This is a genomic window from Massilia sp. FBCC-B171 (assembly GCF_059134155.1).
In genome coordinates, this window is record NZ_CP101443.1 from 2,654,338 (window position 1) to 2,680,657 (window position 26,320).

At 63.4% G+C, this 26,320-nt stretch carries 25 protein-coding genes, 1 pseudogene and 1 riboswitch; of the genes and pseudogenes, 16 read left to right on the forward strand and 10 right to left on the reverse strand.

Going from position 1 to position 26,320, the window contains the following annotated elements; genetic code table 11:
* The first annotated feature begins 173 nt into the window (after window positions 1–173).
* On the forward strand, window positions 174–479 hold the full coding sequence (locus NMB41_RS12060) for a hypothetical protein (protein ID WP_494382679.1): 306 nt from the start codon (window positions 174–176) through the stop codon (window positions 477–479).
* A gap of 294 nt (window positions 480–773) precedes the next feature.
* Here the strand turns inward: NMB41_RS12060 and NMB41_RS12065 are convergent, their stop codons facing one another.
* From NMB41_RS12065 to NMB41_RS12075, 3 genes are all read right to left on the reverse strand, one after another.
* Window positions 774–1,130 carry a hypothetical protein gene (locus tag NMB41_RS12065; RefSeq protein WP_494382680.1) on the reverse strand — a complete coding sequence of 119 codons (357 nt, stop codon included), beginning with the start codon at window positions 1,128–1,130 and terminating at the stop codon, window positions 774–776.
* A 146-nt stretch (window positions 1,131–1,276) separates the two neighbouring features.
* A complete protein-coding gene (locus NMB41_RS12070) occupies window positions 1,277–2,626 on the reverse strand; it encodes a hemolysin family protein (protein WP_494382681.1) in 1,350 nt (449 codons plus the stop codon).
* A 41-nt stretch (window positions 2,627–2,667) separates the two neighbouring features.
* Window positions 2,668–3,699 (reverse strand): alpha/beta hydrolase, encoded by a 1,032-nt coding sequence (locus tag NMB41_RS12075; protein ID WP_494382682.1) that lies wholly within the window; start codon window positions 3,697–3,699, stop codon window positions 2,668–2,670.
* A 113-nt stretch (window positions 3,700–3,812) separates the two neighbouring features.
* Here NMB41_RS12075 and NMB41_RS12080 point away from each other — a divergent pair, with 113 nt between their 5' ends.
* Together NMB41_RS12080 and NMB41_RS12085 are read left to right on the forward strand one after the other, a co-directional pair.
* Window positions 3,813–4,781: an amidohydrolase family protein gene (locus NMB41_RS12080; RefSeq protein WP_494382683.1), complete on the forward strand. Its 969-nt coding sequence runs from the start codon at window positions 3,813–3,815 to the stop codon at window positions 4,779–4,781.
* 187 nt (window positions 4,782–4,968) lie between these two features.
* A riboswitch (cyclic di-GMP riboswitch) is annotated at window positions 4,969–5,057 on the forward strand.
* An 88-nt stretch (window positions 5,058–5,145) separates the two neighbouring features.
* Window positions 5,146–6,933 (forward strand): S8 family serine peptidase, encoded by a 1,788-nt coding sequence (locus NMB41_RS12085; RefSeq protein ID WP_494382684.1) that lies wholly within the window; start codon window positions 5,146–5,148, stop codon window positions 6,931–6,933.
* Between the two features lie 64 nt (window positions 6,934–6,997).
* On the opposite strand, the pseudogene NMB41_RS12090 reads toward NMB41_RS12085, so the two are convergent.
* The 4 genes and pseudogenes from NMB41_RS12090 to hmgA form a co-directional block, all read right to left on the reverse strand.
* A pseudogene (locus NMB41_RS12090) lies at window positions 6,998–7,087 on the reverse strand (PEP-CTERM sorting domain-containing protein); the annotation flags it as partial.
* 748 nt (window positions 7,088–7,835) lie between these two features.
* Complete coding sequence (locus NMB41_RS12095) at window positions 7,836–8,426, reverse strand: PEP-CTERM sorting domain-containing protein (RefSeq protein ID WP_494382685.1); 591 nt, start codon at window positions 8,424–8,426, stop codon at window positions 7,836–7,838.
* Between the two features lie 147 nt (window positions 8,427–8,573).
* Window positions 8,574–8,987, reverse strand: coding sequence for a secondary thiamine-phosphate synthase enzyme YjbQ (locus tag NMB41_RS12100; RefSeq protein ID WP_494382686.1), 414 nt, complete (start codon window positions 8,985–8,987; stop codon window positions 8,574–8,576).
* A 9-nt stretch (window positions 8,988–8,996) separates the two neighbouring features.
* Entirely contained in the window at window positions 8,997–10,307 is a 1,311-nt protein-coding gene (hmgA, locus tag NMB41_RS12105; RefSeq protein WP_494382687.1) for a homogentisate 1,2-dioxygenase, read from the reverse strand.
* A 120-nt stretch (window positions 10,308–10,427) separates the two neighbouring features.
* Here hmgA and NMB41_RS12110 point away from each other — a divergent pair, with 120 nt between their 5' ends.
* The 4 genes from NMB41_RS12110 (at window position 10,428) to hppD (ending at window position 14,922) form a co-directional block, all read left to right on the forward strand.
* Entirely contained in the window at window positions 10,428–11,333 is a 906-nt protein-coding gene (locus NMB41_RS12110) for a LysR family transcriptional regulator (protein ID WP_494382688.1), read from the forward strand.
* Between the two features lie 213 nt (window positions 11,334–11,546).
* On the forward strand, window positions 11,547–12,866 hold the full coding sequence (gene mtoX / locus NMB41_RS12115; RefSeq protein WP_494382689.1) for a methanethiol oxidase: 1,320 nt from the start codon (window positions 11,547–11,549) through the stop codon (window positions 12,864–12,866).
* The gene (locus NMB41_RS12120) at window positions 12,863–13,564 is read left to right on the forward strand and encodes an SCO family protein (RefSeq protein WP_494382690.1); all 702 of its coding nucleotides are present in this window, start codon (window positions 12,863–12,865) and stop codon (window positions 13,562–13,564) included. Before mtoX ends, NMB41_RS12120 begins: the two co-directional genes overlap by 4 nt.
* A 269-nt stretch (window positions 13,565–13,833) precedes the next feature.
* Window positions 13,834–14,922 (forward strand): 4-hydroxyphenylpyruvate dioxygenase, encoded by a 1,089-nt coding sequence (gene hppD / locus NMB41_RS12125; protein ID WP_494382833.1) that lies wholly within the window; start codon window positions 13,834–13,836, stop codon window positions 14,920–14,922.
* Window positions 14,923–14,982: 60 nt separating this feature from the next.
* Here the strand turns inward: hppD and NMB41_RS12130 are convergent, their stop codons facing one another.
* On the reverse strand, window positions 14,983–15,618 hold the full coding sequence (locus NMB41_RS12130) for a hemerythrin domain-containing protein (RefSeq protein WP_494382691.1): 636 nt from the start codon (window positions 15,616–15,618) through the stop codon (window positions 14,983–14,985).
* A gap of 377 nt (window positions 15,619–15,995) precedes the next feature.
* Between NMB41_RS12130 and NMB41_RS12135 the strand changes: the two genes are divergently transcribed.
* The gene (locus tag NMB41_RS12135) at window positions 15,996–16,136 is read left to right on the forward strand and encodes a hypothetical protein (protein ID WP_494382692.1); all 141 of its coding nucleotides are present in this window, start codon (window positions 15,996–15,998) and stop codon (window positions 16,134–16,136) included.
* Between the two features lie 126 nt (window positions 16,137–16,262).
* Window positions 16,263–17,171: a ZIP family metal transporter gene (locus NMB41_RS12140; protein WP_494382693.1), complete on the forward strand. Its 909-nt coding sequence runs from the start codon at window positions 16,263–16,265 to the stop codon at window positions 17,169–17,171.
* Between the two features lie 62 nt (window positions 17,172–17,233).
* Here the strand turns inward: NMB41_RS12140 and NMB41_RS12145 are convergent, their stop codons facing one another.
* Window positions 17,234–17,872: a dienelactone hydrolase family protein gene (locus tag NMB41_RS12145; protein WP_494382694.1), complete on the reverse strand. Its 639-nt coding sequence runs from the start codon at window positions 17,870–17,872 to the stop codon at window positions 17,234–17,236.
* 127 nt (window positions 17,873–17,999) lie between these two features.
* Window positions 18,000–19,343 carry an MFS transporter gene (locus tag NMB41_RS12150; RefSeq protein ID WP_494382695.1) on the reverse strand — a complete coding sequence of 448 codons (1,344 nt, stop codon included), beginning with the start codon at window positions 19,341–19,343 and terminating at the stop codon, window positions 18,000–18,002.
* Window positions 19,344–19,486: 143 nt separating this feature from the next.
* On the opposite strand from NMB41_RS12150, the gene cyoA reads away from it, so the two are divergent.
* From cyoA to NMB41_RS12185, 7 genes are read left to right on the forward strand one after another with little or no spacing between them, the layout of a single operon-like run.
* A complete protein-coding gene (gene cyoA / locus NMB41_RS12155) occupies window positions 19,487–20,503 on the forward strand; it encodes a ubiquinol oxidase subunit II (RefSeq protein ID WP_494382696.1) in 1,017 nt (338 codons plus the stop codon).
* Window positions 20,504–20,505: 2 nt separating this feature from the next.
* A complete protein-coding gene (gene cyoB, locus NMB41_RS12160) occupies window positions 20,506–22,509 on the forward strand; it encodes a cytochrome o ubiquinol oxidase subunit I (RefSeq protein ID WP_494382697.1) in 2,004 nt (667 codons plus the stop codon).
* Window positions 22,502–23,137 (forward strand): cytochrome o ubiquinol oxidase subunit III, encoded by a 636-nt coding sequence (gene cyoC, locus NMB41_RS12165; protein ID WP_494382698.1) that lies wholly within the window; start codon window positions 22,502–22,504, stop codon window positions 23,135–23,137. The genes cyoB and cyoC overlap by 8 nt, the downstream gene beginning before the upstream one ends.
* On the forward strand, window positions 23,134–23,550 hold the full coding sequence (gene cyoD, locus NMB41_RS12170) for a cytochrome o ubiquinol oxidase subunit IV (protein WP_494382699.1): 417 nt from the start codon (window positions 23,134–23,136) through the stop codon (window positions 23,548–23,550). Before cyoC ends, cyoD begins: the two co-directional genes overlap by 4 nt.
* Window positions 23,550–24,359, forward strand: a complete 810-nt coding sequence (locus NMB41_RS12175) for an SURF1 family protein (protein WP_494382700.1) — start codon at window positions 23,550–23,552, stop codon at window positions 24,357–24,359. Before cyoD ends, NMB41_RS12175 begins: the two co-directional genes overlap by 1 nt.
* The gene (locus tag NMB41_RS12180; protein ID WP_494382701.1) at window positions 24,343–25,686 is read left to right on the forward strand and encodes an ATP-binding protein; all 1,344 of its coding nucleotides are present in this window, start codon (window positions 24,343–24,345) and stop codon (window positions 25,684–25,686) included. Before NMB41_RS12175 ends, NMB41_RS12180 begins: the two co-directional genes overlap by 17 nt.
* Entirely contained in the window at window positions 25,679–26,221 is a 543-nt protein-coding gene (locus NMB41_RS12185; RefSeq protein ID WP_494382702.1) for a response regulator transcription factor, read from the forward strand. The genes NMB41_RS12180 and NMB41_RS12185 overlap by 8 nt, the downstream gene beginning before the upstream one ends.
* Window positions 26,222–26,320 lie beyond the last annotated feature (99 nt).

Below are 26,320 nucleotides of genomic sequence, written 5' to 3' on the forward strand. Positions count from 1 at the left end.
CGAAAAAACAATAGCGGGGTCAAGTTGAGAGGGTCCGGGTTCATGGGCATCCAAAAGAGAAGAGCGGGGTCAAGTCTGACATTCGGACTCGACCTACGGTCGGCCGATGGGAAACTACTTGAATCGATAAATAATAATTCGACGATTACCGTGCTAAATGGAAACGTTTTGAAATGAACCATTCAGAAAAATCCCGCAGATATGTCGTCACCCATCTTACTTGGTTGATCGAAGAGCCGACAAAAAACGCGACTGCTGGCTTAACAGCGTACCGCGCCGAGTTGGGAATTGATGATTTGTTCAGTATATTTGCAATGTTTTTGCAGCCTTCGGCCACGACAGGAAAGTGGGAGCGGGCCAAGATCTATGCGCTCGTTGAGGAAATGGAGGACCGACTTCCACCGATTGGCAAGCGGCTCGTGATTGCCGCTGGTGCGCGCCCCTTGGCATATGCTGATGTGGTCGCAGAAGACGGTTGAAAGCAAAAGCGGGCACCACGTTTACCTTCAACGTGACCGCGCCTAATGCCCCCGGCAGCTACCCTTACAGTGGGCATGCAGCGCGAAGGCTAGGGGTCGTTCGGACTAGGTACTAACGTCGCGATGATCAATGTCGTCGCGCCGCTGCCCTCGGTTATCAGTGTCGAAGTTGTCGGGATCAGAGTCCGACGCGCATGCAGCCACAGCTGAACCACAACGTTGCGGTAACGATGCGCAACAACAGCACTACAACCTAGGACCCAACAATGGGTAATCCGGGGTTTTTTTCATGCCCTATGCATTGGCAAGCAATAGCGCGTCGTTCAGCACATGCTTGAGATCGCAAACGTAGAATGGGGAATCCAGATGGCCGGCGATCAGGCCCCGATAATCAGGCATCAACGCAATTTTCCGGCTCAGGACAATCGGAAGCGTTGGCCGAAGACGTTTTGCGACCTTGATAAACGATTCGGTGGTCTGGCCGGATGGTTTTGTTAATGCAATTAAACAATCGACTTCCATCGCCCTGATGGCATAGAGCGCGCCATCGGGCTGCGCTGCGCCGATTGCGCGAAATCCAGCCATGCACACCATGTGGGCAACCGTCTTGCGTACGACGGGGTTCCTTTCAATAACCAGAATAGTCGTCATCATTGCCTCGTTTCAATATGCGCCTTGCTCGCTGCCATCGTCACGGCGTGTTCAAGCTCTATTGAATCATGATGCTCGGCATACCTGCCCGGTCCTTTAGCTGACGCAAGCGGTCGATGTAAATGTAGGTAAAGGAGTCAGGCGCGCTAGGCCGATTCCCCACGCACGCCATCCTCTTCGTCAGCCTGCGGTGCCGGCGGCAGGTGCGTCACCAGCAGCTGGTCGATCCGGTTCCCGTCCATGTCGACGACCTCGAAGCAGTACTCGCCCCAGTGCGCCTTTTCGGCCGCATGCGGAATGTAGCCGAGCTGGTAGAGCATGAAGCCGGCCAGGGTGTGATACGCACCGGCTTCCTCGTTCGGGAAGCGCATGTTTGTGCCCATCAGGTCGCGGAAGCGCTCCAGCCCCATGCTGCCGTCGAGCAGCCAGCTGCCGTCCTCGCGCTGCACCGCGTCCGGCGCGTCTTCCTCGCCGATCACCGAGACGTCGCCGACCAGCGCGCTCATCACGTCGGTCAGCGTGACCATGCCCTGGATGTCGCCGTATTCGTCGACGATCAGGGCGATCTCGGCCTTGTTCTTCTTGAACAGCTCGAGCAGGCCCATGGCGCTGACCGTCTCGGGCACGTACAGGATTTCCTGTACCGCCTTTTCGATGTTGATGGCGTCCAGGGTGCCCGCGCGCACGGCCTGGGACAGCAGGTCGCGGCAATGCACGAAGCCGATGATTTGCGAGCGGTCGCCGCGGCAGACCGGCATGCGGCTGTAGGGGCTGCAGGCGATGCGCGCCAGGTTGTCCTCGCGCGGGATCTCGAGGTCGACCAGCACCAGGTCGACGCGCGGCGTCATCAGGGACTTCAGGTGCTGGTCGTCCAGGCGCAGCGCGCGCGAGACGATGTCGTATTCGGTCTTCTCGAAGACGCCGGCGTCGGTGCTCGTCTTCATCATGCCGGTGATGTCTTCCTCGGTCGGCGCCTCTTCCTTGTGGCGGCCGATGCCGATCAGGGCGACGATGGCCTCGGTCCCCAGCGCCAGGATCTTCACGAATGGCGACATGATCGTCGAGAGCACGCGCAGAGGCGGTGCGATCAGCGTGGCCACCGCTTCCGGATAGGCCATGGCGATGCGTTTCGGGACCAGTTCGCCCAGGATGATCGAGGCGAAGGTGATGCAGACCACCACCAGGCCGAGCGCGGCCTCGTAGGCGTAGGGGGCGACCAGCGGTATCGTTTCGAAGCGCGGCACCAGGCGCGCCACCAGCGAGGCCTCGCCGAAGGCGCCGTTGAAGATGCTGATCAGGGTGATGCCGACCTGCACCGTGGAAAGGAAGTGGCTGGGTTCATCGGCCAGGTCGAGCGCGGCGCGGGCGCCCCGGCTGCCTTCGCCGGCGGATTTTTCGAGCCGCATGCGCTTGGCCGAGACCAGCGCCAGTTCCGACATCGCAAATACGCCATTCAGGAGGATCAGGAAAAGAATGATCAGGATGTCGGTCAGCATGGCAAGGCACGTTCAGCGCCGAATTCGATAATGAAATGGCATCATCGCATGTGCTGGCGAACTGGCCCCGCACTGGAGGGCGCGCCCGCACCCGTGTTCGACTGGTCACGCTGGTGTAGCGAGGCGATGCGCTCGCGAATCCAGGCATGCGTGCGCGCCGGAACGATGTGCGCCAGCGGCGTCGGAAACCGCAGGAAGCCATGCGGCGCTTCGGGCAGGACGTGCAGCTCGACCTCCGCCACCTCGCGCCAGCGCGCGGCCAGCAGTTCGGTGTCGTCGCACAAGGGATCGAGCGCGCCGCCCACCATCAGCGCCGGCGGCAGGCCCGAGAGGTTGCCATACAGCGGCGAGTGGGGTGCCATGCGCCGTTCTTCGTCAGTGCAGCCTGGCGTGAGCATGTGCAGCGCGGCCCGCAGGCCGGGGCCGTCGAGCACCAGGGTGTCGCGGCCGGCGGCGTGCACGCGCGCCGTGCCGCCGAGGTCGTACACGCCGTAGTACAGGATCGCGCCGGCGACCTGCGCCAGCAGGCGGGGCGCATCGCTCAGGCGCAGCAGGACGGTGGCGGCGAGGTGGGCGCCGGCCGACTCGCCCAGGAAGAACACGGGCAGGCCGCGCAAGTCGTCGATGCCGCCTTGCAAAAGCCAGCGCGCGGCCGCCAGGCAGTCTTCCATCGAGGCCTGCAGGGGCGCGCCCGGCAGCAGCCGGTAGTCGACCGCGACCACCGCCACCTGGCAAGCGTTTATCAGCGCCGCATTGTGCGGGTCGTCCAGGCGCGGGTTGCCGATCACCCAGCCGCCGCCGTGGACATCGAACACGACCGCGCGCACCGGGCCGGCCGGGCGCAGCACCCTGACCGGCACCTGCAGGCCGTCCGCCTCTGCCAGCGCCTGCGCGATGCGCACGCCGCGCCGCCGCAGCCGGCCATCGGCGCCGATCTGCGAGACCCGCAGCAAGGCCTGGACCAGTGCGGCCGTGAACCGGTTGGCGACCTTGAAGCGCGGCAGCCAGGCCAGCAGGCGGTTCAGGCGCCGCACTTGCAGCAGGGTCAGCTCATCGAGCGCGATTTTCGTCATGCGGGGCGGGGAAGGGCCGTTGTTGGCCCGGCGTCTTGATATAGTGGGTGCCATTCTAATAAGGATGGCGCCGGCGCGCCGTCCACCATGTCCATTGACGAAGAGACGCTTGCATGCCGACCCTGTTCCATCGCCTGGCGCTGGCCGCCGCCTTGCTGTGCGGCGGCGCCGTCCATGCCCAGAGCACGCCTGTCGCCGACCACCACCAGCACGTGTTCAGCGAGGAGATCATCAAGCTGCTCGGCCCGGATTCCGGCCTGAAGCCCCTGTCGGCGAAGGAACTGGTGCCGCTGCTGGACGCGGCCGGCGTGAAAAAGGCGGTGCTGCTGTCGACCGCCTACATGTACGGCAGCCCGCGGCGCGAGGTCGATGACGAATATGCGCGGGTGCGTGCGGAGAACGACTGGACGGCGGCGCAGGCCGCGCAGTTTCCTGGCCGCCTGATCGCTTTCTGCGGCATCAATCCGCTGAAGGACTATGCCCTGGATGAAATCAAACGCTGCGCCGGCCAGCCTGGCCTGAAGCATGGCATCAAGCTCCATCTCGGCAATTCCGACGTCCAGCTTGACCAGGACGCGCACCTGAAACGCCTGGCCGAGGAGTTTGCCGTGGCGAACCGGGAGAAGATGGCGATCCTGGTGCACATGCGCGCCAGCATCCGCAACAAGCGTCCCTATGGCGCGGCCGAGGCCCAGGCTTTTCTCGAGAAAGTCCTGCCGGCGGCGCCGCATGTGACGGTGCAGGTGGCGCATTTGGCCGGCACTGGCCCCGGCTTCGACGACCCGCCTTCGCGCGCGGTGTTGGCTACCCTGGCCGACGCGGCCGAGCGGCGCCTTCCCGCCACCCGCAACCTGTACTTCGATGTCGCTTCGATCGCGCAGAACGACACCACGCCGGCGGACGCCGCCGAGCTGGCGAAACGCCTGCGCCAGATTGGCCTGCACCGGGTGCTGTACGGGACCGATTCGGCACAGGGCGACAACCTGCGCCCACGCGAAGCCTGGGCGGCGTTTCGCAAGCTGCCGTTGACCGAGGCCGAGTTAAAACAGGTCGCTGGGAATGTCGCGCCGTATTTCAAATGAGCGACCATTCGTCGTAACAATGTGACATCGGTGTTGAAGATATTTTGCATTGCTGAGCAGCCCGCGCTAAGCTGCTCAGCTGTTTGTACTTGCAAGCGCCACATTATTCAGCAGATTTGCGACAACACCAGTCCGTGATCGGATTGTTGTTGCCGTACAGAAATCTTAGGGCTACACTCTGTTCTGTAACTGAAAAGGGCAAACTCCGCGAAAGCGGAGGACGCAAAGTCAACGGTCTAATGAGCCTCGCGGCTCGATGACGGCAGGACTGCCAGGCAATCGACAGCGCACAGCGAACCTCCATTCGCGGGCGCCGCCGTGACCAGCATTCCTGTGAAACCACCATTTACAGGATCTGCTCGCCATGAACTTCGCCTTCGACTCGCTTCCCTCGCGCAAAACCGCCGCCGCCCTTGCTTGTGCCAGCCTTGCGCTCGGTATCGCCAGTGCTGCCCACGCCGCGCCTGCGGGTGAGTTCGCGCGCGGCCGGATCCTGATCGAAGCGCGCGCCGGCCTCTCGGACGCCGAGCTCGACACAGTGGTCAAAGCGCATGGCGGCAAGCGCCGCAAGCTCGGCCAGAGCCGCATGCACGTCGTCGACCTGCCGCCTGGCCTCTCCGAAGAAGACGCGGTGGCGAAGCTGTCGCGCCGCGCCGAAATCAAGTTTGCCGAGCTCGACCGCAAAGTCAATGTGGCGATGGCCGTCAACGACCCCTACATCGGCAGCGCCTGGCACATCGGCAAGATCGGCGCCAGCACCGCCTGGGACAGCACCCAGGGCGGCGGCATCACGATCGCCGTGCTCGACACGGGCGTGAACCCAGCCCATCCGGACCTGAAAGACCGCCTCGTCGCCGGCTACAACGCCTACGACAACAACACCGTGACAAGCGACCTGTGCGGTCACGGTACGGCGGTGGCCGGCACGGCGGCCGCCAGCACGAACAATGCCATGGGCGTGGCCGGTGTCGCCGGCGCCGCCCGCATCATGCCGGTGCGCATCGCCTACAAGGATTCGACCGGCGCCTGTCCGGCCTACTTCAGCACCATCGCCAGCGGCATCACCTGGGCCGCCGACAACGGCGCGCGCATCGCCAATGTCAGCTATGTCGGTATCGCCGGCAGCGCCGCCGTGAAAAGCGCGGCGCGCTACATGAAGGGCAAGGGCGGCCTCGTCTTCATTTCTGCAGGCAACAACAACGTCGACGAAAACGTGACGGCTGACGACGCCTTCATCATCGTGTCCTCGACCGACAGTGCCGACAACAAGTCCAGCTTCTCGAGCTGGGGCAGCTTCGTCTCGCTGGCGGCTCCCGGCACCGGCATCTGGACCACCAACAATGCGCTCGGCTACTCTGCCTGGAACGGTACCTCGTTCGCCAGCCCGGTGAGCGCCGGCGTGGCCGGCCTGATGATGGCCGCGCGCCCCGACCTTTCGGCCGAGCAAATCGAAAAGCTGCTGTTCCAGACCTCGGTCGACCTCGGCGCCGCCGGGCGCGACCCGGTATTCGGCTACGGCCGCGTGAATGCCGCCGCGGCAGTGGCCGCCGCCCGTGTCCTGGTCAATACGGTCGACACGGTCGCGCCGCAGGCGGCGATCAGCGCGCCCCTGGGCAGCAGCACGGTCTCCGGTTCGGTGCCGGTGAGTGTCAATATTTCCGACAATGTCGGCGTGGTGCGCGTCGACCTGAAGGTCAACGGCACGACGGTGGCCACCGACAGCGCCGCGCCCTACAGCTTCAGCTGGAATTCGACGGGCGTCGTGAACGGCATGGCCTCCCTGGTCGCGGTGGCGTATGACGCCGCCGGCAACGCGGGTGCCTCCAACACGGTCGCGGTCAACGTCGTCAACGCCGTGCCGGTCGTGACGGCCGATACGGTCGCCCCGACGGTGAGCATCAACAATCCGGTGGCGGGCACGGTCAGCGGCACAGTTTCGGTTGCGGTCGCCGCCGCCGACAACGCCGGCGCCGCGGGCATCCGCACGGCGCTGTCGATCGACGGGAAAGTCGTGTCGAACGGGCAGGGCGGTTCGCTGTCGTACAGCTGGAATACGCGCAAGGTAGCGGCCGGCGCCCACACCATCTCGGTGACGGCGCGCGACGCAGCCGGCAATGCAACGACCCGCACGGTGGGCGTGACGGTGCGCTAAGCGTTTCTGCGGCAAAAAAAATGGCGCCCCCTAGTGGGCGCCATTTTTGTGTGCGTTACCGCAATCAGTCGCGACGTCGGCGCAGGGCCAGTCCGGCCAGGCCCGCGCCCAGCAGGGCCAGGGTTGCCGGCTCTGGTACTTCGCCACCGCCAGGATTTCCGCCGCCGTCTTCACCCGGCACCCAGGTCAGGTGGCTCAGGCGCCCGATGTTGCAGGGATCGTCGTTGCCTTCGCGGCAGTCGCCACCGGTGAGGAAGTTGACGTCGACGTTACTCCATGTCAGCTGCGTGAAGCTGGGCTCGTTTCGGAAAACATAGGTATCGAAGGCGGTCAGCCACACGTTGGGGTTATTCGGATTGCCCGGCGGCAGGCCGAATTTGAGCAGGAAATAGCCTGGAGTCTGGGGCGCCACATTGATCACCCACATCTGGGTGGCGACATCGAATGTTGCGACCGGCGACTCGTCCTTTTGCAGGTCGGCCAGCGTGAACGATCCGCCCGAGTACAGGTTGATCGCATCGAGCTCCGATTGCGCACCCGAATTGGCACTGGTGTACGACCCGATGATCACATCGGCGGCCGCGTTACCGGCGGCGAAACCAGCAGCTGCGATTGCGGCGATCAGGACGCTCTTCAATTTCAACTCTTTCATGGTATTCCCCATTTATTATAGTGGAGCCTGTTTTCATGCAACTTGCGTACCACGACCGCCAAGTGATTGATTCTTCTGTCAATACAGGTTTGGCTGAGCGCAACAACTGTTGAGTGTTGTAAAAAATATCGACACTTGGTAATTTGAACACCGCACGCCGCACGCAGGTGCAGAGCCCTGGCAACAAAAAAGATGGCGCCGAGGGCGCCATCTTTCATGGAGACAGGCCGCCCGCGAGGCGGCCTGCGTATCAAGCGCGGCGGCGGCGCAGGAGCATGCCGGCGAGACCTGCGCCCAGCAGCGCCAGCGAAGCTGGTTCCGGCACTTCGCCGCCGCCTGGCACACCGCCGCCATCCTTGGCGGCCACCCAGGTCACGTGGCTGAGACGGCCGATATTGCATGGGCCGTCGTTTTTCTTGTCCGTGCAATCGCCGCCGGTCAGGAAGTCGACGTCCTGGTTGCGCCAGACCAGCTCATTGAGTGCGTCCAGGTTCTTGAACACATAGCTGTCCCACGGCGTGTTGAACTTGTCTCCATTGCCCATGCCGAACTTGAGCAGGAAGTAGCCAGGCGTCTTGGGGGTGGTGGTCAGCACCCACAGGCTGCTGGCCGTGTCGAACTGGGCACCGCCGTTGCCGTCGATTTTGTTCAGGTCCGACTGGAGGAAGACGAGGCCGCTGGCGTCGTTGATCATGGCCAGCTCGGTCTTGCCGCCCGAATTGGCACTCTCGTATTTTGCCAGGTAGGTGTCGAGCGTCGGCGCCGCCATGGCGTTGCTTGCTGCAAAACCGGTTGCTGCGATTGCTGCGAACAGAATGCTTTTCAAATTCAGCGATTTCATGGGGACCCCTTCATATTGTTGTGTACTCATCCATTAGCAAGGGTCGTGCCATGCGGCATAAGTCATTGATTTTTATCAATATGGAGGTGTCTTAATTACAATGCTAATTTCGTCTTGTAAAGTTTTTCGACAGCAGACCGGACCGTTTTAACCGAGGACGGTGACGACCACCGTGCGCCTGTGCCCCTGGGTCCGGTGCTCCCACAAATAAATGCCCTGCCAGGTGCCGAGCAGCAGCCGACCATCCTTGATCGGAATGGCGATGCCGGTATCGGTCAGCACGTTGCGCACGTGGGCAGGCATGTCGTCCGGGCCTTCATCGGCATGGCGCCAGGCCGGGTCGCCATCCGGCGCCAGGCGCGCCATGGCGGTTTCCAGGTCGCGCCGCACGTCGGGGTCGGCGTTCTCGGTGATCGTCAGCGAGCAGCTGGTGTGCTGCACGAAGACCTGCACGATGCCGCAGGCGATGCTGGACGCCGCCACCACCTCGGCCACTTCGCGCGTAATGGACTGCGTGCCGCGGCCGCGTGTCTGGAACTGCAAGATCGCCTGGTGCGCCATGGCCGGGACTTAAGGCGTGGGCCGGAAGTTCTTGCGGATCCCGGCCCAGCAGTCCTGGTAGCCGCCCTGCAGCTGCGGCGAGGCCAGCGCGTGCGCGGTCGGGCAGAGCACGTGCTTGGTCTCGAACATGAAGGCCATCGTGTCGGCGACCTTGCCGGGCGTCGAGGTGTCGGCCTTGCTGGCCTTGTCGAAGGTGGCCGCGTCCGGGCCGTGCCCGCTCATGCAGTTGTGCAGGCTGGCGCCGCCGGGCACGAAGCCTTCGGCCTTGGCATCGTAGGCGCCGTGCACCAGGCCCATGAATTCGCTGGCGACATTGCGGTGGAACCAGGGCGGACGGAAGGTGTCTTCGGCCGCCAGCCAGCGCGGCGGGAAGATCACGAAGTCGAGGCTGTCGACGCCCGGCGTGTCCGAGGGCGACTGCAGCACCAGGAAGATCGACGGGTCCGGATGGTCGTAGCTGATCGAGCCGATGGCGTTGAAATGGCGCAGGTCGTATTTATAGGGCGCGTAATTGCCGTGCCAGGCAACGACGTCGAGCGGCGAATGCTTGATGCTGGCCGCCCACAGGTTGCCGCAGAACTTGGCCACCAGATGGAAATCGCCCTCGCGTTCCTCGTAGCGCGCCACGGGCGTGAGGAAGTCGCGCGGATTGGCCAGGCCGTTCGAGCCGATCGGGCCCAGGTCCGGCAGGCGCAGCAGGGCGCCGAAGTTCTCGCAGATATAGCCGCGTGCCTCGCCGTCGGGCAGGCTGACCTGGAAGCGGATGCCGCGCGGGATGACGGCGATTTCCTGCGGTTCGAGCGCGATCGTGCCCAGTTCCGTCGCGATCTCGAGGCGGCCCTGCTGCGGCACGATCAGCAGTTCGCCATCGGCCGAGTAGAAAAAGCGGTCCGTCATCGGCGCGTTGGCCGCGTACAGGTGGACCGCGCAGCCGCTCATGGACTCGGCCGACCCGTTGCCGGCCATCGTCACCCAGCCGTCGATGAAGTCGGTCGGCACGGCGGGCATGGGCAGGGGGCTCCAGCGCATCTGGTTCGGCGGCGGCGCGACCTCGCTGAAGTTGCCGACGATCCGGCGCCTGTCGATCTGCTCGAAATTGCCGTGCATGGCGGCGGGGCGAATGCGGTACAGCCAGGAACGGCGGTTGTGGCCGCGCGGGGCGGTGAAAGCGGTACCGGAAATCTGTTCGGCGTAGAGGCCATAAGCCGCTTGCTGCGGCGAATTGCGGTGCCGGGGCAGGGCGCCGGGCAGGGCTTCGGTGGCGAATTCGTTGCCGAAGCCGGACTGGTAGCCGGCGTCGGTCGTTGTGTGCTGGGTCATGCGGGTCTCCTCGCGGACGCGTTGTTTTTCTCGGATAGTTGCACTCTAAGTCAGGTGTGGATATTTTACGACGTGAATAGATGAATGTAGACTATTCATACCGTAAATAGTGGAGTACCCATGATCGAGCCGCATCAGATTGACCTGAACCTGCTGGCCGTGTTCCAGGAAGTCTACCGCGAACGCCAGATATCAAAAGCCGCGCGCCGCCTGGGCCTGTCGCAGTCGGCGGTCAGCAATGCGCTGGCGCGCCTGCGCCGCATTTTCGGCGACGAGCTGTTCGTGCGCACCGGGCAGGGCATGCAGCCCACGCCCTTTGCCGAAGGACTGGCCGAGCCGGTGGGCGCGGCGCTGGCCCAGGTGGCGCTGGCCCTGAACCGGCGCGGCGGCTTCGATCCGGCCACCAGCACGCGCCGCTTCACGATTGCCATGACGGATGTCGGCGAAGTGCATTTCATGCCGGCCCTGCTGGAACGCTGCCGCGCCGCTGCGCCCTTCTTGCAGATCAGCTCGCGCCGGGCGGGCAGCATCGCCCTGAAGGAAGAAATGGAAAGCGGGCGCGTCGACCTGGCGATTGGCCCCTTCGAGGACATTTCCGAAGCCTTGTACCAGCGCCTGCTGTTTCGCCAGCCCTATGTCAGCATGCTGCGCCGCGGCCATCCGCTCACCACCGGCAAGCTCGACCTGGCCCGCTTCGCCGCCGCCGAGCATCTGTTCGTCGATACCAGCGAGTCGCCCTACGACCGCATCAACGATCTGCTGGAAAAGGCCGGCGTCGGCGCCTCGACCCGTTTTCGGGTGCCGCACTTCACGGCCGTGCCCTATATCGTGCAGGCCAGCGACCTGGTGGTGACGGTGCCGCAAAAGCTGGCCGAACGCGCCGGCCCGCCGTTTGGCCTGGCCTGGATCACGCCGCCGCTGGCCTTGCCCACGCTGCAGACGAACATGTTCTGGCACCGGCGCTATAACCAGGATCCGGGCAACCAGTGGCTGCGTGCCCTGATCGCCGAAGCCTTCGCCGAGTAAGAGCGCCCAACAAAAACTCCATAGCTGCGTTGCAGCTCCTCGCCGTACAGTTGTACTGTCTTCGTCGCTGCGCCTTGCTATGAAGCTTTTGTTAGGCGCTCTAAAGTGTGGCGAAAATCCAAAGCGGGCCGCCGCCGTCCCTGAAGGATGTACGACTTTTCGATTGGCAAGCGTATGCTTGGCCGAACCGGATAGCCCTGACAGGAGATCGAGATGCGACTGAATCAATTCACGCGCGCGGCAACGGTTGCCGCTCTGACGTTCGGCCTCGGCAGTCCCTTCGCCCTGGCCGACGAGACCTGCAACTCCCCGTATATGTCGAACCTGATCAAGGGCCAGGAGGATTACCTCTACGTCTGGACCCTGGGCGTGAAGGGCATGGGCGACGGTTCCGACAAGCTCGTCACGCTCGACGCGAATCCCAAGTCGCCCAGCTTCGGCAAGGTGATCGCCCAGTTGTCGGTGGGCGGGCGCGGCGAAGCCCACCATGCGGGTTTCACCGACGACCGCCGCTTCCTGTGGGCGGGGGGCCTGGACGACAGCAAGATCTATATTTTCGACATCCACACCAATCCCGGCAAGCCGCGCCTGGTGAATACCATCGGCGACTTCGCCAAACGCTCGGGGCTGGTTGGCCCGCACACCTTCTATGCGATGCCCGGCAGGATGCTGATCGGCGCCCTGTCGAACGCGAAAGATAACGGCGGCACCACCGGCATTGCCCTGTACAACAACAAGGGCGACTTCCTGCGCAAGTACGACATGCCCGTCTCCAAAGGGGGCGACGGCTACGGCTATGACCTGGCGATCAATCCGGGCAGGAACGCCATGCTCAGTTCCAGCTTCACCGGCAAGCAGAACTACATGACGCCGCTCGGCACCCTGATCAAGGACCAGGGCGCGATGAAGCAGTTCGGCAACACGATGGTGGTGTGGAATTTGAAGACGATGCAGCCCGAGCAGGTGCTGAACGTGCCCGGCGCGCCGCTGGAAATCCGCTGGTCGCTCCATGAAGGCGACGACTGGGCCATTACCGCCACCGCGCTCACCTCGAAATTGTGGCTGGTGAAGAAGGACGCCAAGGGCCAATGGCAAGCCAGGGACGTCGCTGCGATCGGCGACCCGGCCAAGACGCCGCTGCCGGTCGACATCTCCATGCGCGCCGACGGCAAGGGCTTGTGGGTCAACACCTTCATGGACGGCACCACCCGCTACTTTGACATCAGCAACCCGGAAGCGCCGCGCCAGACCTATGCCAAGAAGACGGGCTCGCAAGTGAACATGGTTTCGCAAAGCTGGGATGGCAAGCGCGTTTACGTGAGTTCCTCACTGCTGGCCAACTGGGACAAGGGCGGCGACGAGAACGAACAATTCGTCAAGCTGTTCGCCTGGGACGGCAAGGAGTTGCGCGAACAATGGAAAGCCGACTTCACCCAGCTCAAGCTCGGGCGGCCGCACCACATGAAGTTCGGCGCCAAAACCGGGCAGCAGGCGGCCTATGGCGGGGACGGCGCACGGGTGGCAGGGCGGTGAAGCGCAGCAAGCTTGTGCGCAGGGCAGGGCTCGGGGCAGCCCTGCTGGCGCTTGCGCTGGTCGCTCCGGTTAGCACGGCGGCAGATTCCCTGTCGGTGCCAAAGCTGGGCTTCGTGCCGCCCACGCCCGGCAGCTACCGGCTGGAGCGCATCATGCAGGCGCCCGACGGCATCGTGCTCGAGAGCGACGGCAGCCTGCGGCGCCTGGCCGAATTCACGACCGGCAAGATCACGCTGTTCTCCTTCATTTACACCTATTGCACCGACGCCAAAGGCTGCCCGCTGGCCTATGCCACCCTGCACAGCCTGAAAAGCAGCATCGAAGCAGATCCGGCCTTGCGCGGCAAGGTGCGTTTCGTCAGCATGAGTTTCGACCCGGAACACGATACGCCGGCGGCGATGCGTAGCTACGGCGGCGCCGAAGCGCGCGACCGGCGCGGCCTCGACTGGCATTTCCTGACCACCCGTAACGGCCGCGAACTGGCGCCAATGCTCGATGGGTTCGGCCAGGACGTGTCGGTAGCGCTGCAGCCGCCCGGCCAGCGCGTGCCGGTGCTGAGCCACATGCTGAAGGTCTACCTGTTAGATGCCACCGGACAGGTACGCGAGATCTATTCCACCTCCTACCTGCACCCAGCCGTGTTGCTGGGCGATGTCAAGACCCTGCTGCTCGAACAGCCCCGGCGCCCGGCCCGCTGAAAAAAAGGCGCTTCCCGCCGGCGCAGCGCCCGGGTATGCTCGCCTGGCGAGCGTGCCGATCCGACAATGTTGATACTGAAGCGGGGACCCAACTGGCGTATCATTGCGCTCGTCGCGCAGCCGCGCCGTGCCAGTCACGGCGCAGGCATGCGCAATTGTTCGGGCCTGGCGCGAAGACGCCGGCCGCACGGTTCCGCCTGGCGCCGCTCACGAGGCAAGCGCCGGCTGGAGGAGATCACTTGCATCACAAGGAAGACAAGGAAAACAAGATGGCTGACCTGTTTGAAAATCCAATGGGCCTGATGGGCTTCGAATTTGTCGAGTTCGCGTCACCAAAACCGGGCGTGCTCGAGCCGCTGTTCGAGAAGCTGGGCTTCACGAAGGTCGCAGTGCACCGCTCGAAGAATGTGGTGCTGTACCGCCAGGGCGAGATCAATTTCATCGTCAACAACGAACCGAAGAGCTACGCGGCCTACTTTGCCGCCGAGCACGGCCCGTCGGCCTGCGGCATGGCCTTCCGCGTCAAGGATTCGCACGCCGCCTACAAGCGCGCGCTGGAACTGGGCGCCCAGGCGGTCGAGATCCCGACCGGCCCGATGGAGCTGCGCCTGCCCGCCATCAAGGGCATCGGCGGCGCGCCGCTGTATTTGATCGACCGCTTCGAAGACGGCAAATCGATCTATGACATCGATTTCGAATTCCTGCCGAACGTCGAGCGCCGCCCGGTGGGCCATGGCCTGAAGATCATCGACCACCTGACCCACAATGTGTACCGCGGACGCATGTCCTTCTGGGCCGGCTTCTACGAAAAAATGTTCAACTTCCGCGAGATCCGCTACTTCGACATCAAGGGCGAGTACACCGGCCTGACCTCGAAGGCCATGACGGCCCCCGACGGCAAGATCCGCATTCCGTTGAACGAAGAGGGAAAAGCGGGCGGCGGCCAGATCGAGGAATTCCTGATGCAGTTCAACGGCGAGGGCATCCAGCACATCGCCTTGCTGTCGGAAGACCTGATGGCGACCGTCGACTCCCTGCGCGCCGCCGGCGTGCCCCTGATGAGCGCGCCGCCGGAAACGTATTACGAGATGCTCGAAGGCCGCATTCCCGGCCACGGCGAAAACCAGGGCGAACTGCAGACGCGTGGCCTGCTGCTCGACGGTAATGTAGTCGACGGCAAGCCGCGGCTGCTGCTGCAGATTTTCTCGGAAACGCAGTTGGGTCCGGTGTTCTTCGAATTCATCCAGCGCAAGGGCGATGATGGCTTCGGCGAAGGGAATTTCAAGGCGCTGTTCGAGTCGATCGAGCGCGATCAGGTCAAGCGTGGCGCGATCGGGCAAGCGGCCGCCGCGGCGTAAGTTTGTTGTAGCAGCGCAAACACCGACGCGCCGGAATACCCAGCGCATCGGTGGTTCATCTCAGCTGGCGTGCGGCGTCGTGCTCGCATTCTCCCAGGTCTTGCTAGCCGCCGGCTCCCCGCCCGGCTTCTTCACCAGGTGGCGCAGTGCGAACAGCGCGCTGGCCAGACCCACCACCGCCGCCGTCGTGCTGCCCGAGAAGCCCACGGCATGGCTCTTGGCCAGCTTGCCGGCTTTCGGCGCAATCAATTCCATGCGGCGCTTGGTCATTTGCGAACCGAGTTCGGACAGGCGCGCCTTGCTCATCAGGGTTTCGGCCTGCGGCAGCAGCGTCGTTTCCTCGTCCGCCACATGGTGGATCACGTCGCGCATCAATTCCAGCAAGACCTTGTCGTGACGCGGATCGGAAGCACTGGTGCGGCGCAGCTCGGCGATCATGCGGCGCATGTCGTCGTGCTCGGGTTCGGCCTTGTGGATGAAGGGCTCGCCCTTGTCGAGCTGGCGCATCACCGGATAGAACACTTCCTCTTCCAGCGTGGCGTGGATCTCGAGCGCGGTGCAGATGGTATCGGCCAGCGCTTTCTTGACGCTGGGCGACTTGTCCTTCGTGTACTGATGAAAGGTCACCATCACGTGCGAGTGATCGAAACGGATCATGTCGGTGATGGTCGGGCTCAGTTGGTTGAGTGAAAACATTTGGGTGTCCCTCCAGATTGGCGAATACATGAGATGCTAATTTGGCCATGGCGCGCACAACGTAGGAGATCAACGCGGCGCCGTGTCGGCATACGACGCGTTCGCGGCGGTCGAATTTCGCAGCCTTCAAAACAACTCTTCCGTAACCGAAAGTAGAATGTCCTGAAGGACAAGCGGGCGTGATTCCTATGTGAATTGTTTAATTGTTCGTCATTCTTGTCCTACACCGAGAAGGCCATGCTGCCCATTACGGGCCGCTTGTCCGACTGCGAAGATGAGTCTTGTTAGGCTGACGCCGCGATGCCGGGCAGCCGTATCGAGAGGGCGTGGCACGCTGATGCGTGAACGCTTGGCTTTCATCTATCGGAGGAGTCGGAATGGCGTCGGAAGACATCGAGGTGCTCAAGCAAATGCAGGCACGCACGCTGTCTAATCCGGCCGCGGATCCTCGGACCGGCGCCGAGCCCGGTCTCGACGCGGCCACGCCGAAGGGCGCGTCGGCCGTGAGCAAGGCTTGATGAACTGAGGCGGCGCGGGCGGCGGCATGGGCTTCTTCATTCACGCGCGCGCCGCCGTCGCCGCTATATTTGCTACCCTGCTGACACGCAGGGTAGCTCCGCTACGGCGGACAGAAGGGATCGTGGATGGAATCTGGAACACCGAAATTGCGCTGGACGGGTGCGTTGATGCGCATGTTCACCGTGCGCCGCGTCATCGGCCTGCTGATCTGCACCGCAGGCTGTTTGTTATTGCTGGGCTCTCTCGCCGAGCAAATCCTGAGTTCGAATCCGAAGATGCATGCCGCCTTGCTTGGCGGCGCGACCGCAGCCGCGGCCACCGCGCTGGGCACCTTGCCGGTCTTGTTTTCCCAGAATTTTTCGAAACGCACCTATGACGGCTTCCTCGGCTTCGGCGCCGGGGTGATGCTGGGCGCGACCGCGTTTTCGCTCGTTATTCCGGCCCTGGCCGCGGCGCGCTCGGCCGGCGCCGGTCCCTGGGAGGCAAGCCTGACGGCCGGCGCGGGCATCATGTTCGGCACCGGCGCCATCCTGCTGCTGAGCCGCGCGACGGCCCCGGCCCAGGTGCTCGCTTCCGATATCCACGGCAATTCGCTGCGCCGCGCCTGGCTGTTCGTCACCGCCGTCGCCCTGCACAATCTGCCAGAAGGCATGGCGATCGGGGTGGCCTATGCCGGCATCGACATCGAGAAAGCCCACTCGCTCACGACCGGGATTTCGATCCAGGACGTGCCGGAAGGGCTGGTCGTGGCACTGGCACTGCGCACGGTCGGCTACAGCCGCATGACCTCGGTGGGCATGGGCGTGCTGTCGGGCGTGATCGAGCCGGTGGCCGCCGCGTTTGGCGTGGCGCTGATCGGCATCTCGAGCGGCTTGCTGCCGTTTGCCCTGGCCGCTGCCGGCGGGGCGATGCTGTTCGTGATCGTCAACGACGTGATTCCGGAGATGCGCGAGAACGGCAACGGCACGTCGGCGGCCATCGCGCTGATCTTTGGCTTTGTTTTGATGACGGTGCTCGATACGGCGCTGGCCTGAGCAGTCGATAGCTCGGGAGCCGGTGCGGCGTGCAGGCTAACGCGTGGACACAGGTGTCCACCCTACAAATCAAAATGCCGCACAAACCAGCTGGAGGCCAGCGCCTCCACCTGCTCCAGTGCCCCCGGCTCTTCGAACAAATGCGTCGCCCCCGGCACGATCTCGAGCGACTTCTCGCAGCCCAGCGCCGCATACGCCTGCCGGTTCAAATCCAGCACCGCCCCGTCTTCGCCACCCACAATCAGCAAGGTCGGCGCGAGGACCTGCCTCAGCGCCGTACCCGCCAGGTCCGGCCGTCCACCGCGCGAGACCACCGCCGCAATCCCCGTGCCGCTGTCGGCAGCGACCCGCAAGGCGGCTGCCGCACCCGTGCTGGCGCCGAACAGTCCCAGGGGCAGGGCGGCCGTCAGGGGTTCGGTGGCGAGCCAGCTGGCCGCCGCATGCAGGCGCGAGCTGAGCACGTCGATGTCGAAGCGGTTGCGGTAGGCTTCGTCCTCTTCCAGCGTGAGCAGGTCCAGGAGCAGGGTGGCCACACCGGCGTCGCGCAGGCCGGCGGCCACCTGGTTGTTGCGCGGGCTGAAACGCCCGCTGCCGCTGCCGTGGGCGAACAGCACCACCCCGATGGGATCGAGCGGCAAGGCGAGCATGCCCTCGAGGCTGGCGGCGCCGGCGCGAATCTGGACGGGTTCCTCTCGTGTCATGGCTGCCTCCCCAAACTCGCTTAGACCCCCCGTAAAAAAGAAAAATCCGGGCAGACACGAGGTCTGGCCGGATTTGACGCAGTTACCGATAATTCCGGCAACTGCGAACCCTGCTATATAGAGACGCTTAGTCGCGGATCTCCAGCTTGCGGTTCAGGCTCAGCGCCGCCAGCGAGCCGACCGCGCCCGACAGCAGGTAGAGGCTGACGTAGCCGAGGCCAAAGTTCGCGCCCAGGCCGAGTGCGACCAGCGGTGCGAACGCGGCGCCGACCAGCCAGGCCAGGTCCGAGGTCAGGGCGGCGCCGGTGTAGCGGAAACGCGACGCGAAGTTCGAGGTCACCGCGCCCGCCGCCTGGCCGTAGGACAGGCCGAGCAGGCCGAAGCCGATCAGGATGAAGGCATTCTGGCCCGATTCGCCGCCTTCGAGCAGCATCGGCACGAAGGCCGAGAAGATGGCGATCATGGCGGCGAAGATGCCGAGCGTGGTGCGGCGGCCGATCTTGTCGGCGATCAGGCCCGACAGCAGGATGCAAACCGCGGCGACACCGGCGCCCCACATCTGGATGTACAGGAAGCCGGTGATCGGACGCGTGTCATACAGTTGAATCCACGACAACGGGAACACCGTCACCAGATGGAACAGGGCGTAGCTGGCCAGGGCGGCGAGGGCGCCGATGACGATGTTGGCGCCTTGCGTGCGGGCCAGTTCGCCGACCGGTGCCGGGTCGAGTTCGTGTGCGTCCAGCAGGCGCGAATATTCCGAGGTCGACACCAGGCGCAGGCGCGCGAACAGGGCGACGACGTTGATCGCGAAGGCCACGTAGAACGGATAGCGCCAGCCCCAGACCAGGAAATCGTCGCTCGAGAGATTGTTCAACATGTAAGCGAACAAGCCGGCGGCAATCAGGAATCCTAACGGTGCGCTCAATTGTCCGAGCATCGCATACCATCCACGCTTGTGCTCGGGCGCATTAAGTGCCAGCAAGGACGGCAGGCCGTCCCACGAACCGCCCTGGGCCACGCCCTGGGCGATGCGCATCAGGGACAGCAGGACGATCGAGGCGGAGCCGATCTGGGCATACGTTGGCAAAAAGGAAATGACGACGGTTGCCGTGCCCATCAGGAACAGGGCGATCGTCAGCTTGACCTCGCGGCTGAACCGTTCCTGGATCTTCATGAAGACGATGGTGCCGATCGGGCGCGCGATGAATGCGAACGCGAAAATCGTAAACGAGTAGAGTGTGCCTTCCAGCCGGTCAGCCCACGGGAAAAATACCGAGGGAAACACGAGCACCGAGGCAATCGCATAGACGAAGAAGTCGAAGTATTCGGAGGCGCGGCCGATGACCACGCCGACTGCGATTTCGCTCGGGGAAATGTGACCGTCCCGGGCATTGATGTTGCGTGCCCCGCTGTGCGGGGCAGATATTGGGGCAGCTCCTGCACCGTCGTGGCTATTTGTGCTCTGCATATTCTTAGTCTCCAGGTAAGTCGGCGGCCTTCAAGGTAGTCCCCTGGCCTGGGCAAGGGTGGGACAAAACGTCCAATGTGCAACGAAGGCCGATGGCATTACAGTAGCATGTTCTTATTCCCATGTAACGTTAGATACCTAGCATGATTCCTAAAATTGTCCGTCCCGGACTGTCATTACTCCTGCTTGCGGTGCTGACCGGCTGCAACACGGTGGTGATGAACCCCTCCGGCGATATCGCCAAGCAGCAGGCCGACCTCATCACGATCTCGGTTTTGCTCATGTTAATCATCATCATTCCGGTGATGCTCCTGACGGTCTTCTTCGCCTGGAAGTACCGAAAGGGCGCCAATGCGCGCTATGAGCCCGACTGGGATCACTCGACCAAGCTCGAACTGGTGATCTGGGGCGCGCCCCTGTTGATCATCATCGCGCTGGGCCTGATCACCTGGATCAGCACCCACAAGCTCGACCCCTACCGTCCGCTCGACCGCCTGGATGCGAACCGCCCGATCCCTGCCGGCACCAAGGTGCTGGAAGTGCAGGTCGTCTCGCTCGACTGGAAGTGGCTGTTCATCTATCCGGAGCAGGGCATCGCGACCGTGAATGAACTGGTGGCGCCGATCGACACCCCGATCCGCTTCAAGCTCACTTCGTCGACCGTGATGAATGCGTTCTACATCCCGACCCTGGCAGGCATGATCTATACGATGCCGGCGATGGAAACGACCCTGAACGCGGTAATCAACAAGCCCGGCGACTACAAGGGCATGTCCTCGAACTTCAGCGGCGACGGTTTCTCGCACATGAAGTTCGCCTTCAAGGGCACCAGCCAGGCCGATTTCGACACCTGGGTGAACAAGGTCAAGGCCAGCGGCAACACGCTCGGCCGCGCCGACTACCTGACGCTCGAAAAACCGTCGGAAAAAGAGCCGGTGCGCCATTACGGCACCGTGCAACCGTCGCTGTTCATGTCGATCGTGAACCGTTGCGTGGCCGAAGGCGCCGTCTGCATGAACCACCAGATGGCCATGGATGCGCAGCGCGTACGCAACGACATCGCCCTGAAGCAATTGCCGCAGGACGCCAAGCGTTCGGTCGCAAAAGCGGACGCCGCAGCCGAAGTGTGCGAAACCCCTACTAATATTGTGAAGAAGTAAACATGCAAGACTCATTTGACTTGACGAAGCTAATCTTCGGACGGCTCAGCTGGGACGCGATTCCGTTCCATGAGCCTATCCTGCTCGCTACCTTCGCAGGCGTCCTCGTCGGCGGAGCGGCCCTGATCGGCCTGATCTCCTACTTCCGCCTGTGGGGCACGCTGTGGCGCGACTGGATCACCAGTATCGACCACAAGAAAATCGGCATCATGTACATGATCCTGGGCCTGGTCATGTTCCTGCGCGGCTTTGCCGACGCACTCATGATGCGCGCCCAGCAAGCGCTCTCCTTCGGCGAGAACGCCGGCTTCCTGCCGCCGCACCACTACGACCAGGTCTTCACCGCCCACGGCGTGATCATGATCTTCTTCGTGGCGATGCCGTTCGTGACGGGCCTGATGAACTACGTCGTGCCGCTGCAGATCGGCGCCCGCGACGTGGCTTTCCCCTTCCTGAACAATTTCTCGTTCTGGATGACGACCATGGGCGCGGTGCTGGTCATGGCTTCGCTGTTCGTGGGTGAATTCGCGCGTACTGGCTGGCTGGCCTTCCCGCCGCTGTCGGGCATCCTGGCCAGTCCGGGTGTCGGCGTCGACTATTACATATGGTCATTGCAGATTGCGGGCGTCGGGACATTGTTATCAGGTGTCAACCTGATCGTCACCATCGTCAAGATGCGCGCTCCCGGCATGGACCTGATGAAGATGCCGGTGTTCACCTGGACTTCGCTGTGCACCAACATCCTGATCGTGATGTCCTTCCCGATCCTGACCGCCACCCTGGCGATGCTGGGCATGGACCGTCTGTTCGACACCAACTTCTTCACGAACGACAAGGGCGGCAACGCCATGCTGTACGTGAACCTGATCTGGATCTGGGGCCACCCGGAGGTCTACATCCTGATCCTGCCGGCCTTCGGCATCTTCTCGGAAGTCGTCTCGACCTTCTCGAGCAAGCGCCTGTTCGGCTATACCTCCATGGTCTATGCGACTGTCGTCATTATGGTGTTGTCATACCTTGTTTGGCTGCACCACTTCTTCACCATGGGTTCGGGGGCGAGCGTCAACGCGTTCTTCGGCATCACGACGATGATCATCTCGATCCCGACCGGCGCGAAGATCTTCAACTGGCTGTTTACGATGTACCGCGGCCGTATCCGCTTCGAGCTGCCAATGATGTGGACCGTGTCGTTCATGCTGACCTTCACCATCGGCGGCATGACCGGCGTGATGCTGGCGATCCCTGCGGCCGACTTCGTGCTGCACAACTCGCTGTTCCTGACTTCGCACTTCCATAACGTCATCATCGGCGGCGTGCTGTTCGGTCTGTTCGCGGGCTTTAACTACTGGTTCCCGAAGATGTTCGGCTTCAAGCTGAACAAATTCTGGGGTGTGGTCTCGTTCTGGCTGTGGTCGATCGGTTTCTGGGTCGCTTTCCTGCCGGGTTACATCCTGGGCTTCATGGGCGTGACCCGCCGTTCGAGCCACTTCGAAGATCCCGAGCTGCAGGGGCTGTTCATCGTCTCCTTCGTCGGCACGCTGATGATCGCCGGCGGTATCGCGGCCCTCCTGATGCAGATCTTCGTTTCCTGGCGCGACCGCAAGAAGAACGTCGACGTCACTGGCGACCCGTGGGATGGCCGTACGCTGGAGTGGGCGACCTCGTCGCCTCCCCCGGACTACAACTTCGCCTTCACCCCGCGCGTGGAAGACAACGACACCTTCGCCGACATGAAGAAGAATGGCTGGACCCGTCCGCTGACCGACTACGTCGCGATTCACATGCCGAAGAACACCTGGGCCGGTTTCGTGATCTCGGCACTGTCGATGGTGGTCGGTTTCGCGATCATCTGGCACATGTGGCTGCTGACCGGACTCGCCTTCGTGGCGACGATCGTGGCAACCATTGTCCACACGTTCAACTACAAGCGTGACTACTACATCTCGGCGGAAGAAGTGACCCGCACCGAGAATGCACGCACTAAATTGCTGGAAGCCCATGTCTGAAATTAACGCAACCATGACCGGCGCCCCGGGCGCCGACGCCGGCGCGCGCTACCACGTGCGCGAGCATCATCCGGAACACGGCACCATGCTCGGTTTCTGGATCTACCTGATGAGCGACTGCCTCATCTTCGCCAGCCTGTTCGCGACCTATGCCGTGTTGGGCCGCAGCTATGCCGGCGGTCCGTCGGGCGCCGAGCTGTTCGACCTGACCCTGGTCGGCATCAACACCGCCTTCCTGCTGGTGTCGTCGATCACCTTCGGCTTCGCGATGATCTCGGCCCAGGCGAAAAACCTGGCCAAAGCCCAGCTCTGGCTCGGCATCACCGGTATCCTCGGCGCCTGCTTCCTGGGCCTGGAACTGTATGAGTTCTACCACCTGATCCACGAAGGTGCCGGTCCTGCGCGCAGCGCCTTCCTGACGGCCTTCTTCTCGCTGGTCGGCACCCACGGCCTGCACGTGCTGTTCGGTATCGTCTGGCTGGTGACGCTGATGGTCCAGCTGGCAAAGCACGGCCTGTCGGTGGAAAACCTGCGCCGCATGGCCTGTCTGTCGCTGTTCTGGCACTTCCTGGACGTGGTCTGGGTCTTCGTCTTCACCTTTGTTTACCTGATGGGAACCCTGCCATGAGCGAACATCACAACCACGGCCACCACGCCGACCATGGCCACGGCCATGACGCACATGCAGTGCACTACAGCGCCAAGGATTACACGATCGGCTTCGTGCTGGCCGTGATCCTGACGGTGATCCCGTTCTGGCTCGTCATGGGCAATGTCCTCGACCCGTCGATGACGCGCTACGTGATCATGGGCTTTGCCGGCGTCCAGGTAGTCGTACACATGATCTATTTCCTGCACATGAACTCGAAGTCCGAGGGAGGCTGGAACATGATGGCGCTGATCCTGACCATCGTCCTGCTGGGCATCATCCTGGCCGGTTCGATCTGGGTCATGCACCACATGAACGCCAACATGATGCCCGGCATGGGCGACGCCGTGATGGGCGCTCCTGGCGGACACAGCGGTCACGAGATGCCGTAATGGACCGGCACGGTCCGGCAGCAAGCGAGTCGGCCATGCCGGCGCGCCCCCGCGGTTGGGTGCGCACCGTGCTGGCAGTCATCGGCCTGCTCCTGATCGTGCTGTTCGCGGGGCTGGGGACCTGGCAGGTGCAACGCCTGCAATGGAAACTGGCCCTGATCGAACGCGTGAACACGCGCGTTTCGGCGCCGCCGGTGGCGGCGCCCACGACTTCCGTTTCAAAAGAAGCCCACGAATACCGGCACGTACGTCTCGCCGGACACTTCCTCTACGAATACACGACCCCGGTGCAGGCACTGTCCGACCTGGGTGCCGGCTATTGGCTGGTCACGCCGCTGTGCACCGGGAATGGCATCGTCCTGGTCAACCGCGGCTTTGTGTCCGTCGAGGATGCGCGCGGCCGTTATCCGGCGCGCAAGGCGAGCGGCAATCCCTGCGCCGGGTCTGTCGGCGATGCGCATGCGCTCACCGGCTTGCTGCGCATCGCCGAACCGGGCGGCGGTTTCCTGCGCGAGAACGACCCTGCCAGGAACCGCTGGTTTTCGCGCGACGTGGCCGGCATTGCCGCCGCGCGCGGCCTGGGCGCGGTCGCCCCATACTTCGTCGATGCGGCGCGCGGGCAGGACCCGGCCGGCGCGCCCGACAAGCCCGTCGGCGGCCTGACCGTCATTTCCTTCCAAAACAATCACCTCGTGTATGCGATCACTTGGTATGCTCTTGCTGTGATGGTGCTTGGAGCCTGGGTGTTTGTCGCCCGGGCCGGCAACAGGGAAAACCGCAAGGCAAAGGACGATGGCAGTAAAGCTTGATCTACTAACAAAAATTACGCCGTCGATGGCGTCCTCGGCCGAGGCGAGCGTCGAATACGCGGCCGGCCACAAAAACATGCTGCAGCTCATCGAGCTGCGCTGGATCGCCGTCATCGGCCAGATCACCACGATCGCCGCGGCCATCCTGGTCTTCGACATCAACCTGCCGCTGGTGCACATGCTGCAGGTGCTGGCCTGCCTGATCGCCTTCAATATCGCCAGCCACCTGCGCTGGCACGAACGGCGTCCCGTCGCCAACAGCGAGCTGTTCATGGCCTTGCTGGTCGACGTGGCCACCTTGACCGTCCAGCTCTACCTGTCCGGCGGCACCACCAATCCCTTCGCCTTCCTGTATCTGCTGCAGATCATCATCTCGGCCGTGCTTCTCGAAGCTTGGTCGACCTGGACTATTGTTTTTATCACTCTCCTTTGCCTGGCCTTGCTGGCCGTTTTCGCCCAGCCGCTCGCGCTGCCCTTCGACCATGCGCGCGGCATCGCCAGCCTGTACGTGCAGGGCATGCTGCTGTGCTTTGCGATCAACGCCGCGCTGCTCGTGATTTTCATTTCGCGCATCAGCGCGACCCTGCGCAGCAAGGCCGCGCTGCTTGCCGATTTACGCCAGCGCGCCGCCGAGGAAGACCATATCGTGCGCATGGGCCTGCTGGCCTCGGGCGCGGCCCACGAGCTGGGTACGCCGCTGGCAACCCTGTCGGTGATCCTGGGCGACTGGAAGCGCATGCCTGAGTTCCGCGACAACCAGGACTTGCGCGAGGAAATCTCCGAGATGCAGACCCAGCTCCAGCGCTGCAAGTCCATCGTCAGCGGCATCCTGCTCTCGGCCGGCAGCGCGCGCGGCGAGTCGGCCGTCAGGACCACCATCCACACCTTCCTCGACGGCCTGGCCGAAGACTGGGAAGACAGCCGCAAGGTGGCCGGCTTCGAATACGAGAACCGCATTCTTGACGACATCCCGGTCGCCTTCGATTCGGCCCTCAAGCAAACCATCGACAACCTGCTCGACAACGCACTGGAAGCCTCGCCCGACTGGGTTCGTTTCGAGGCCAGCGTCGAGGAGGGCATGCTGCGCCTCGACGTGTTCGACAAAGGACCCGGCTTTGCGCCAGGCATGCTGGCCCAGTTCGGAAAACCCTACCAGTCGACCAAGACCCGGCCCGGCGCCGGCGTTGGCCTGTTCCTGGTGGTGAACGTGGCGCGTACCCTGGGCGGAAGCGTCATCGCGCGCAACCGCGAGGAGGGCGGGGCGGAGGTGAAGCTCACGATCCCGCTGGCCTCGATTGCGCTGAGCGGGGAGGGCGAGCATGTCTGAGACTGAAACGCCGGTCCTCCTGATCGTCGAGGACGACGACGCCTTTGCCCGCACCCTGGGCCGTTCCTTCGAGCGGCGCGGCTACCGCGTGCTGCACGCGCCTGGCTACGAAGAAGCGGCCGAGGTTTTGAAGGACAACGATCCCGGCTTCGCCGTGGTCGACCTAAAGTTAAAAGGCAATTCGTCGGGCCTGAACTGCGTGCAGCTGCTGCACGCGCACGACCCGGAGATGCTGATTGTGGTGCTGACCGGCTTTGCCAGCATCGGCACGGCGGTGGAGGCGATCAAGCTCGGGGCCTGCCAGTACCTGGCCAAGCCCTCGAACACCGACGACATCGAAGCGGCGTTCGGGCACGTGGCGGGCAGCGCCGACATCGAGGTGACGAACCGCTCGACCTCCATCAAGACGCTGGAGTGGGAGCATATCCATGCGGTGCTGGCCGAGACCGACTTCAATATTTCAGAGGCGGCCCGGCGCCTCGGCATGCATCGGCGCACGCTGGCGAGGAAGCTGGAGAAGCAGCGGGTGAAGTAGCACGAAGAGCAGACCCGTAGGGTGGGCGGCTATACCAGGCTGGAGGCGTGCCTCTTGCCTGGATGCCGCCCACGCGTTCAACCGCAATCTGACATCTCG

Coding starts and splice junctions, on each gene's coding strand:
- NMB41_RS12060 (WP_494382679.1), top strand. CDS start 174: ATGAACCATTCAGAAAAATCCCGCAGATATGTCGTCACCCATCTTACT.
- NMB41_RS12065 (WP_494382680.1), bottom strand. CDS start 1,130: ATGACGACTATTCTGGTTATTGAAAGGAACCCCGTCGTACGCAAGACG.
- NMB41_RS12070 (WP_494382681.1), bottom strand. CDS start 2,626: ATGCTGACCGACATCCTGATCATTCTTTTCCTGATCCTCCTGAATGGC.
- NMB41_RS12075 (WP_494382682.1), bottom strand. CDS start 3,699: ATGACGAAAATCGCGCTCGATGAGCTGACCCTGCTGCAAGTGCGGCGC.
- NMB41_RS12080 (WP_494382683.1), top strand. CDS start 3,813: ATGCCGACCCTGTTCCATCGCCTGGCGCTGGCCGCCGCCTTGCTGTGC.
- NMB41_RS12085 (WP_494382684.1), top strand. CDS start 5,146: ATGAACTTCGCCTTCGACTCGCTTCCCTCGCGCAAAACCGCCGCCGCC.
- NMB41_RS12095 (WP_494382685.1), bottom strand. CDS start 8,426: ATGAAATCGCTGAATTTGAAAAGCATTCTGTTCGCAGCAATCGCAGCA.
- NMB41_RS12100 (WP_494382686.1), bottom strand. CDS start 8,987: ATGGCGCACCAGGCGATCTTGCAGTTCCAGACACGCGGCCGCGGCACG.
- hmgA (WP_494382687.1), bottom strand. CDS start 10,307: ATGACCCAGCACACAACGACCGACGCCGGCTACCAGTCCGGCTTCGGC.
- NMB41_RS12110 (WP_494382688.1), top strand. CDS start 10,428: ATGATCGAGCCGCATCAGATTGACCTGAACCTGCTGGCCGTGTTCCAG.
- mtoX (WP_494382689.1), top strand. CDS start 11,547: ATGCGACTGAATCAATTCACGCGCGCGGCAACGGTTGCCGCTCTGACG.
- hppD (WP_494382833.1), top strand. CDS start 13,834: ATGGCTGACCTGTTTGAAAATCCAATGGGCCTGATGGGCTTCGAATTT.
- NMB41_RS12130 (WP_494382691.1), bottom strand. CDS start 15,618: ATGTTTTCACTCAACCAACTGAGCCCGACCATCACCGACATGATCCGT.
- NMB41_RS12135 (WP_494382692.1), top strand. CDS start 15,996: ATGGCGTCGGAAGACATCGAGGTGCTCAAGCAAATGCAGGCACGCACG.
- NMB41_RS12140 (WP_494382693.1), top strand. CDS start 16,263: ATGGAATCTGGAACACCGAAATTGCGCTGGACGGGTGCGTTGATGCGC.
- NMB41_RS12145 (WP_494382694.1), bottom strand. CDS start 17,872: ATGACACGAGAGGAACCCGTCCAGATTCGCGCCGGCGCCGCCAGCCTC.
- NMB41_RS12150 (WP_494382695.1), bottom strand. CDS start 19,343: ATGCAGAGCACAAATAGCCACGACGGTGCAGGAGCTGCCCCAATATCT.
- cyoA (WP_494382696.1), top strand. CDS start 19,487: ATGATTCCTAAAATTGTCCGTCCCGGACTGTCATTACTCCTGCTTGCG.
- cyoB (WP_494382697.1), top strand. CDS start 20,506: ATGCAAGACTCATTTGACTTGACGAAGCTAATCTTCGGACGGCTCAGC.
- cyoC (WP_494382698.1), top strand. CDS start 22,502: ATGTCTGAAATTAACGCAACCATGACCGGCGCCCCGGGCGCCGACGCC.
- cyoD (WP_494382699.1), top strand. CDS start 23,134: ATGAGCGAACATCACAACCACGGCCACCACGCCGACCATGGCCACGGC.
- NMB41_RS12175 (WP_494382700.1), top strand. CDS start 23,550: ATGGACCGGCACGGTCCGGCAGCAAGCGAGTCGGCCATGCCGGCGCGC.
- NMB41_RS12180 (WP_494382701.1), top strand. CDS start 24,343: ATGGCAGTAAAGCTTGATCTACTAACAAAAATTACGCCGTCGATGGCG.
- NMB41_RS12185 (WP_494382702.1), top strand. CDS start 25,679: ATGTCTGAGACTGAAACGCCGGTCCTCCTGATCGTCGAGGACGACGAC.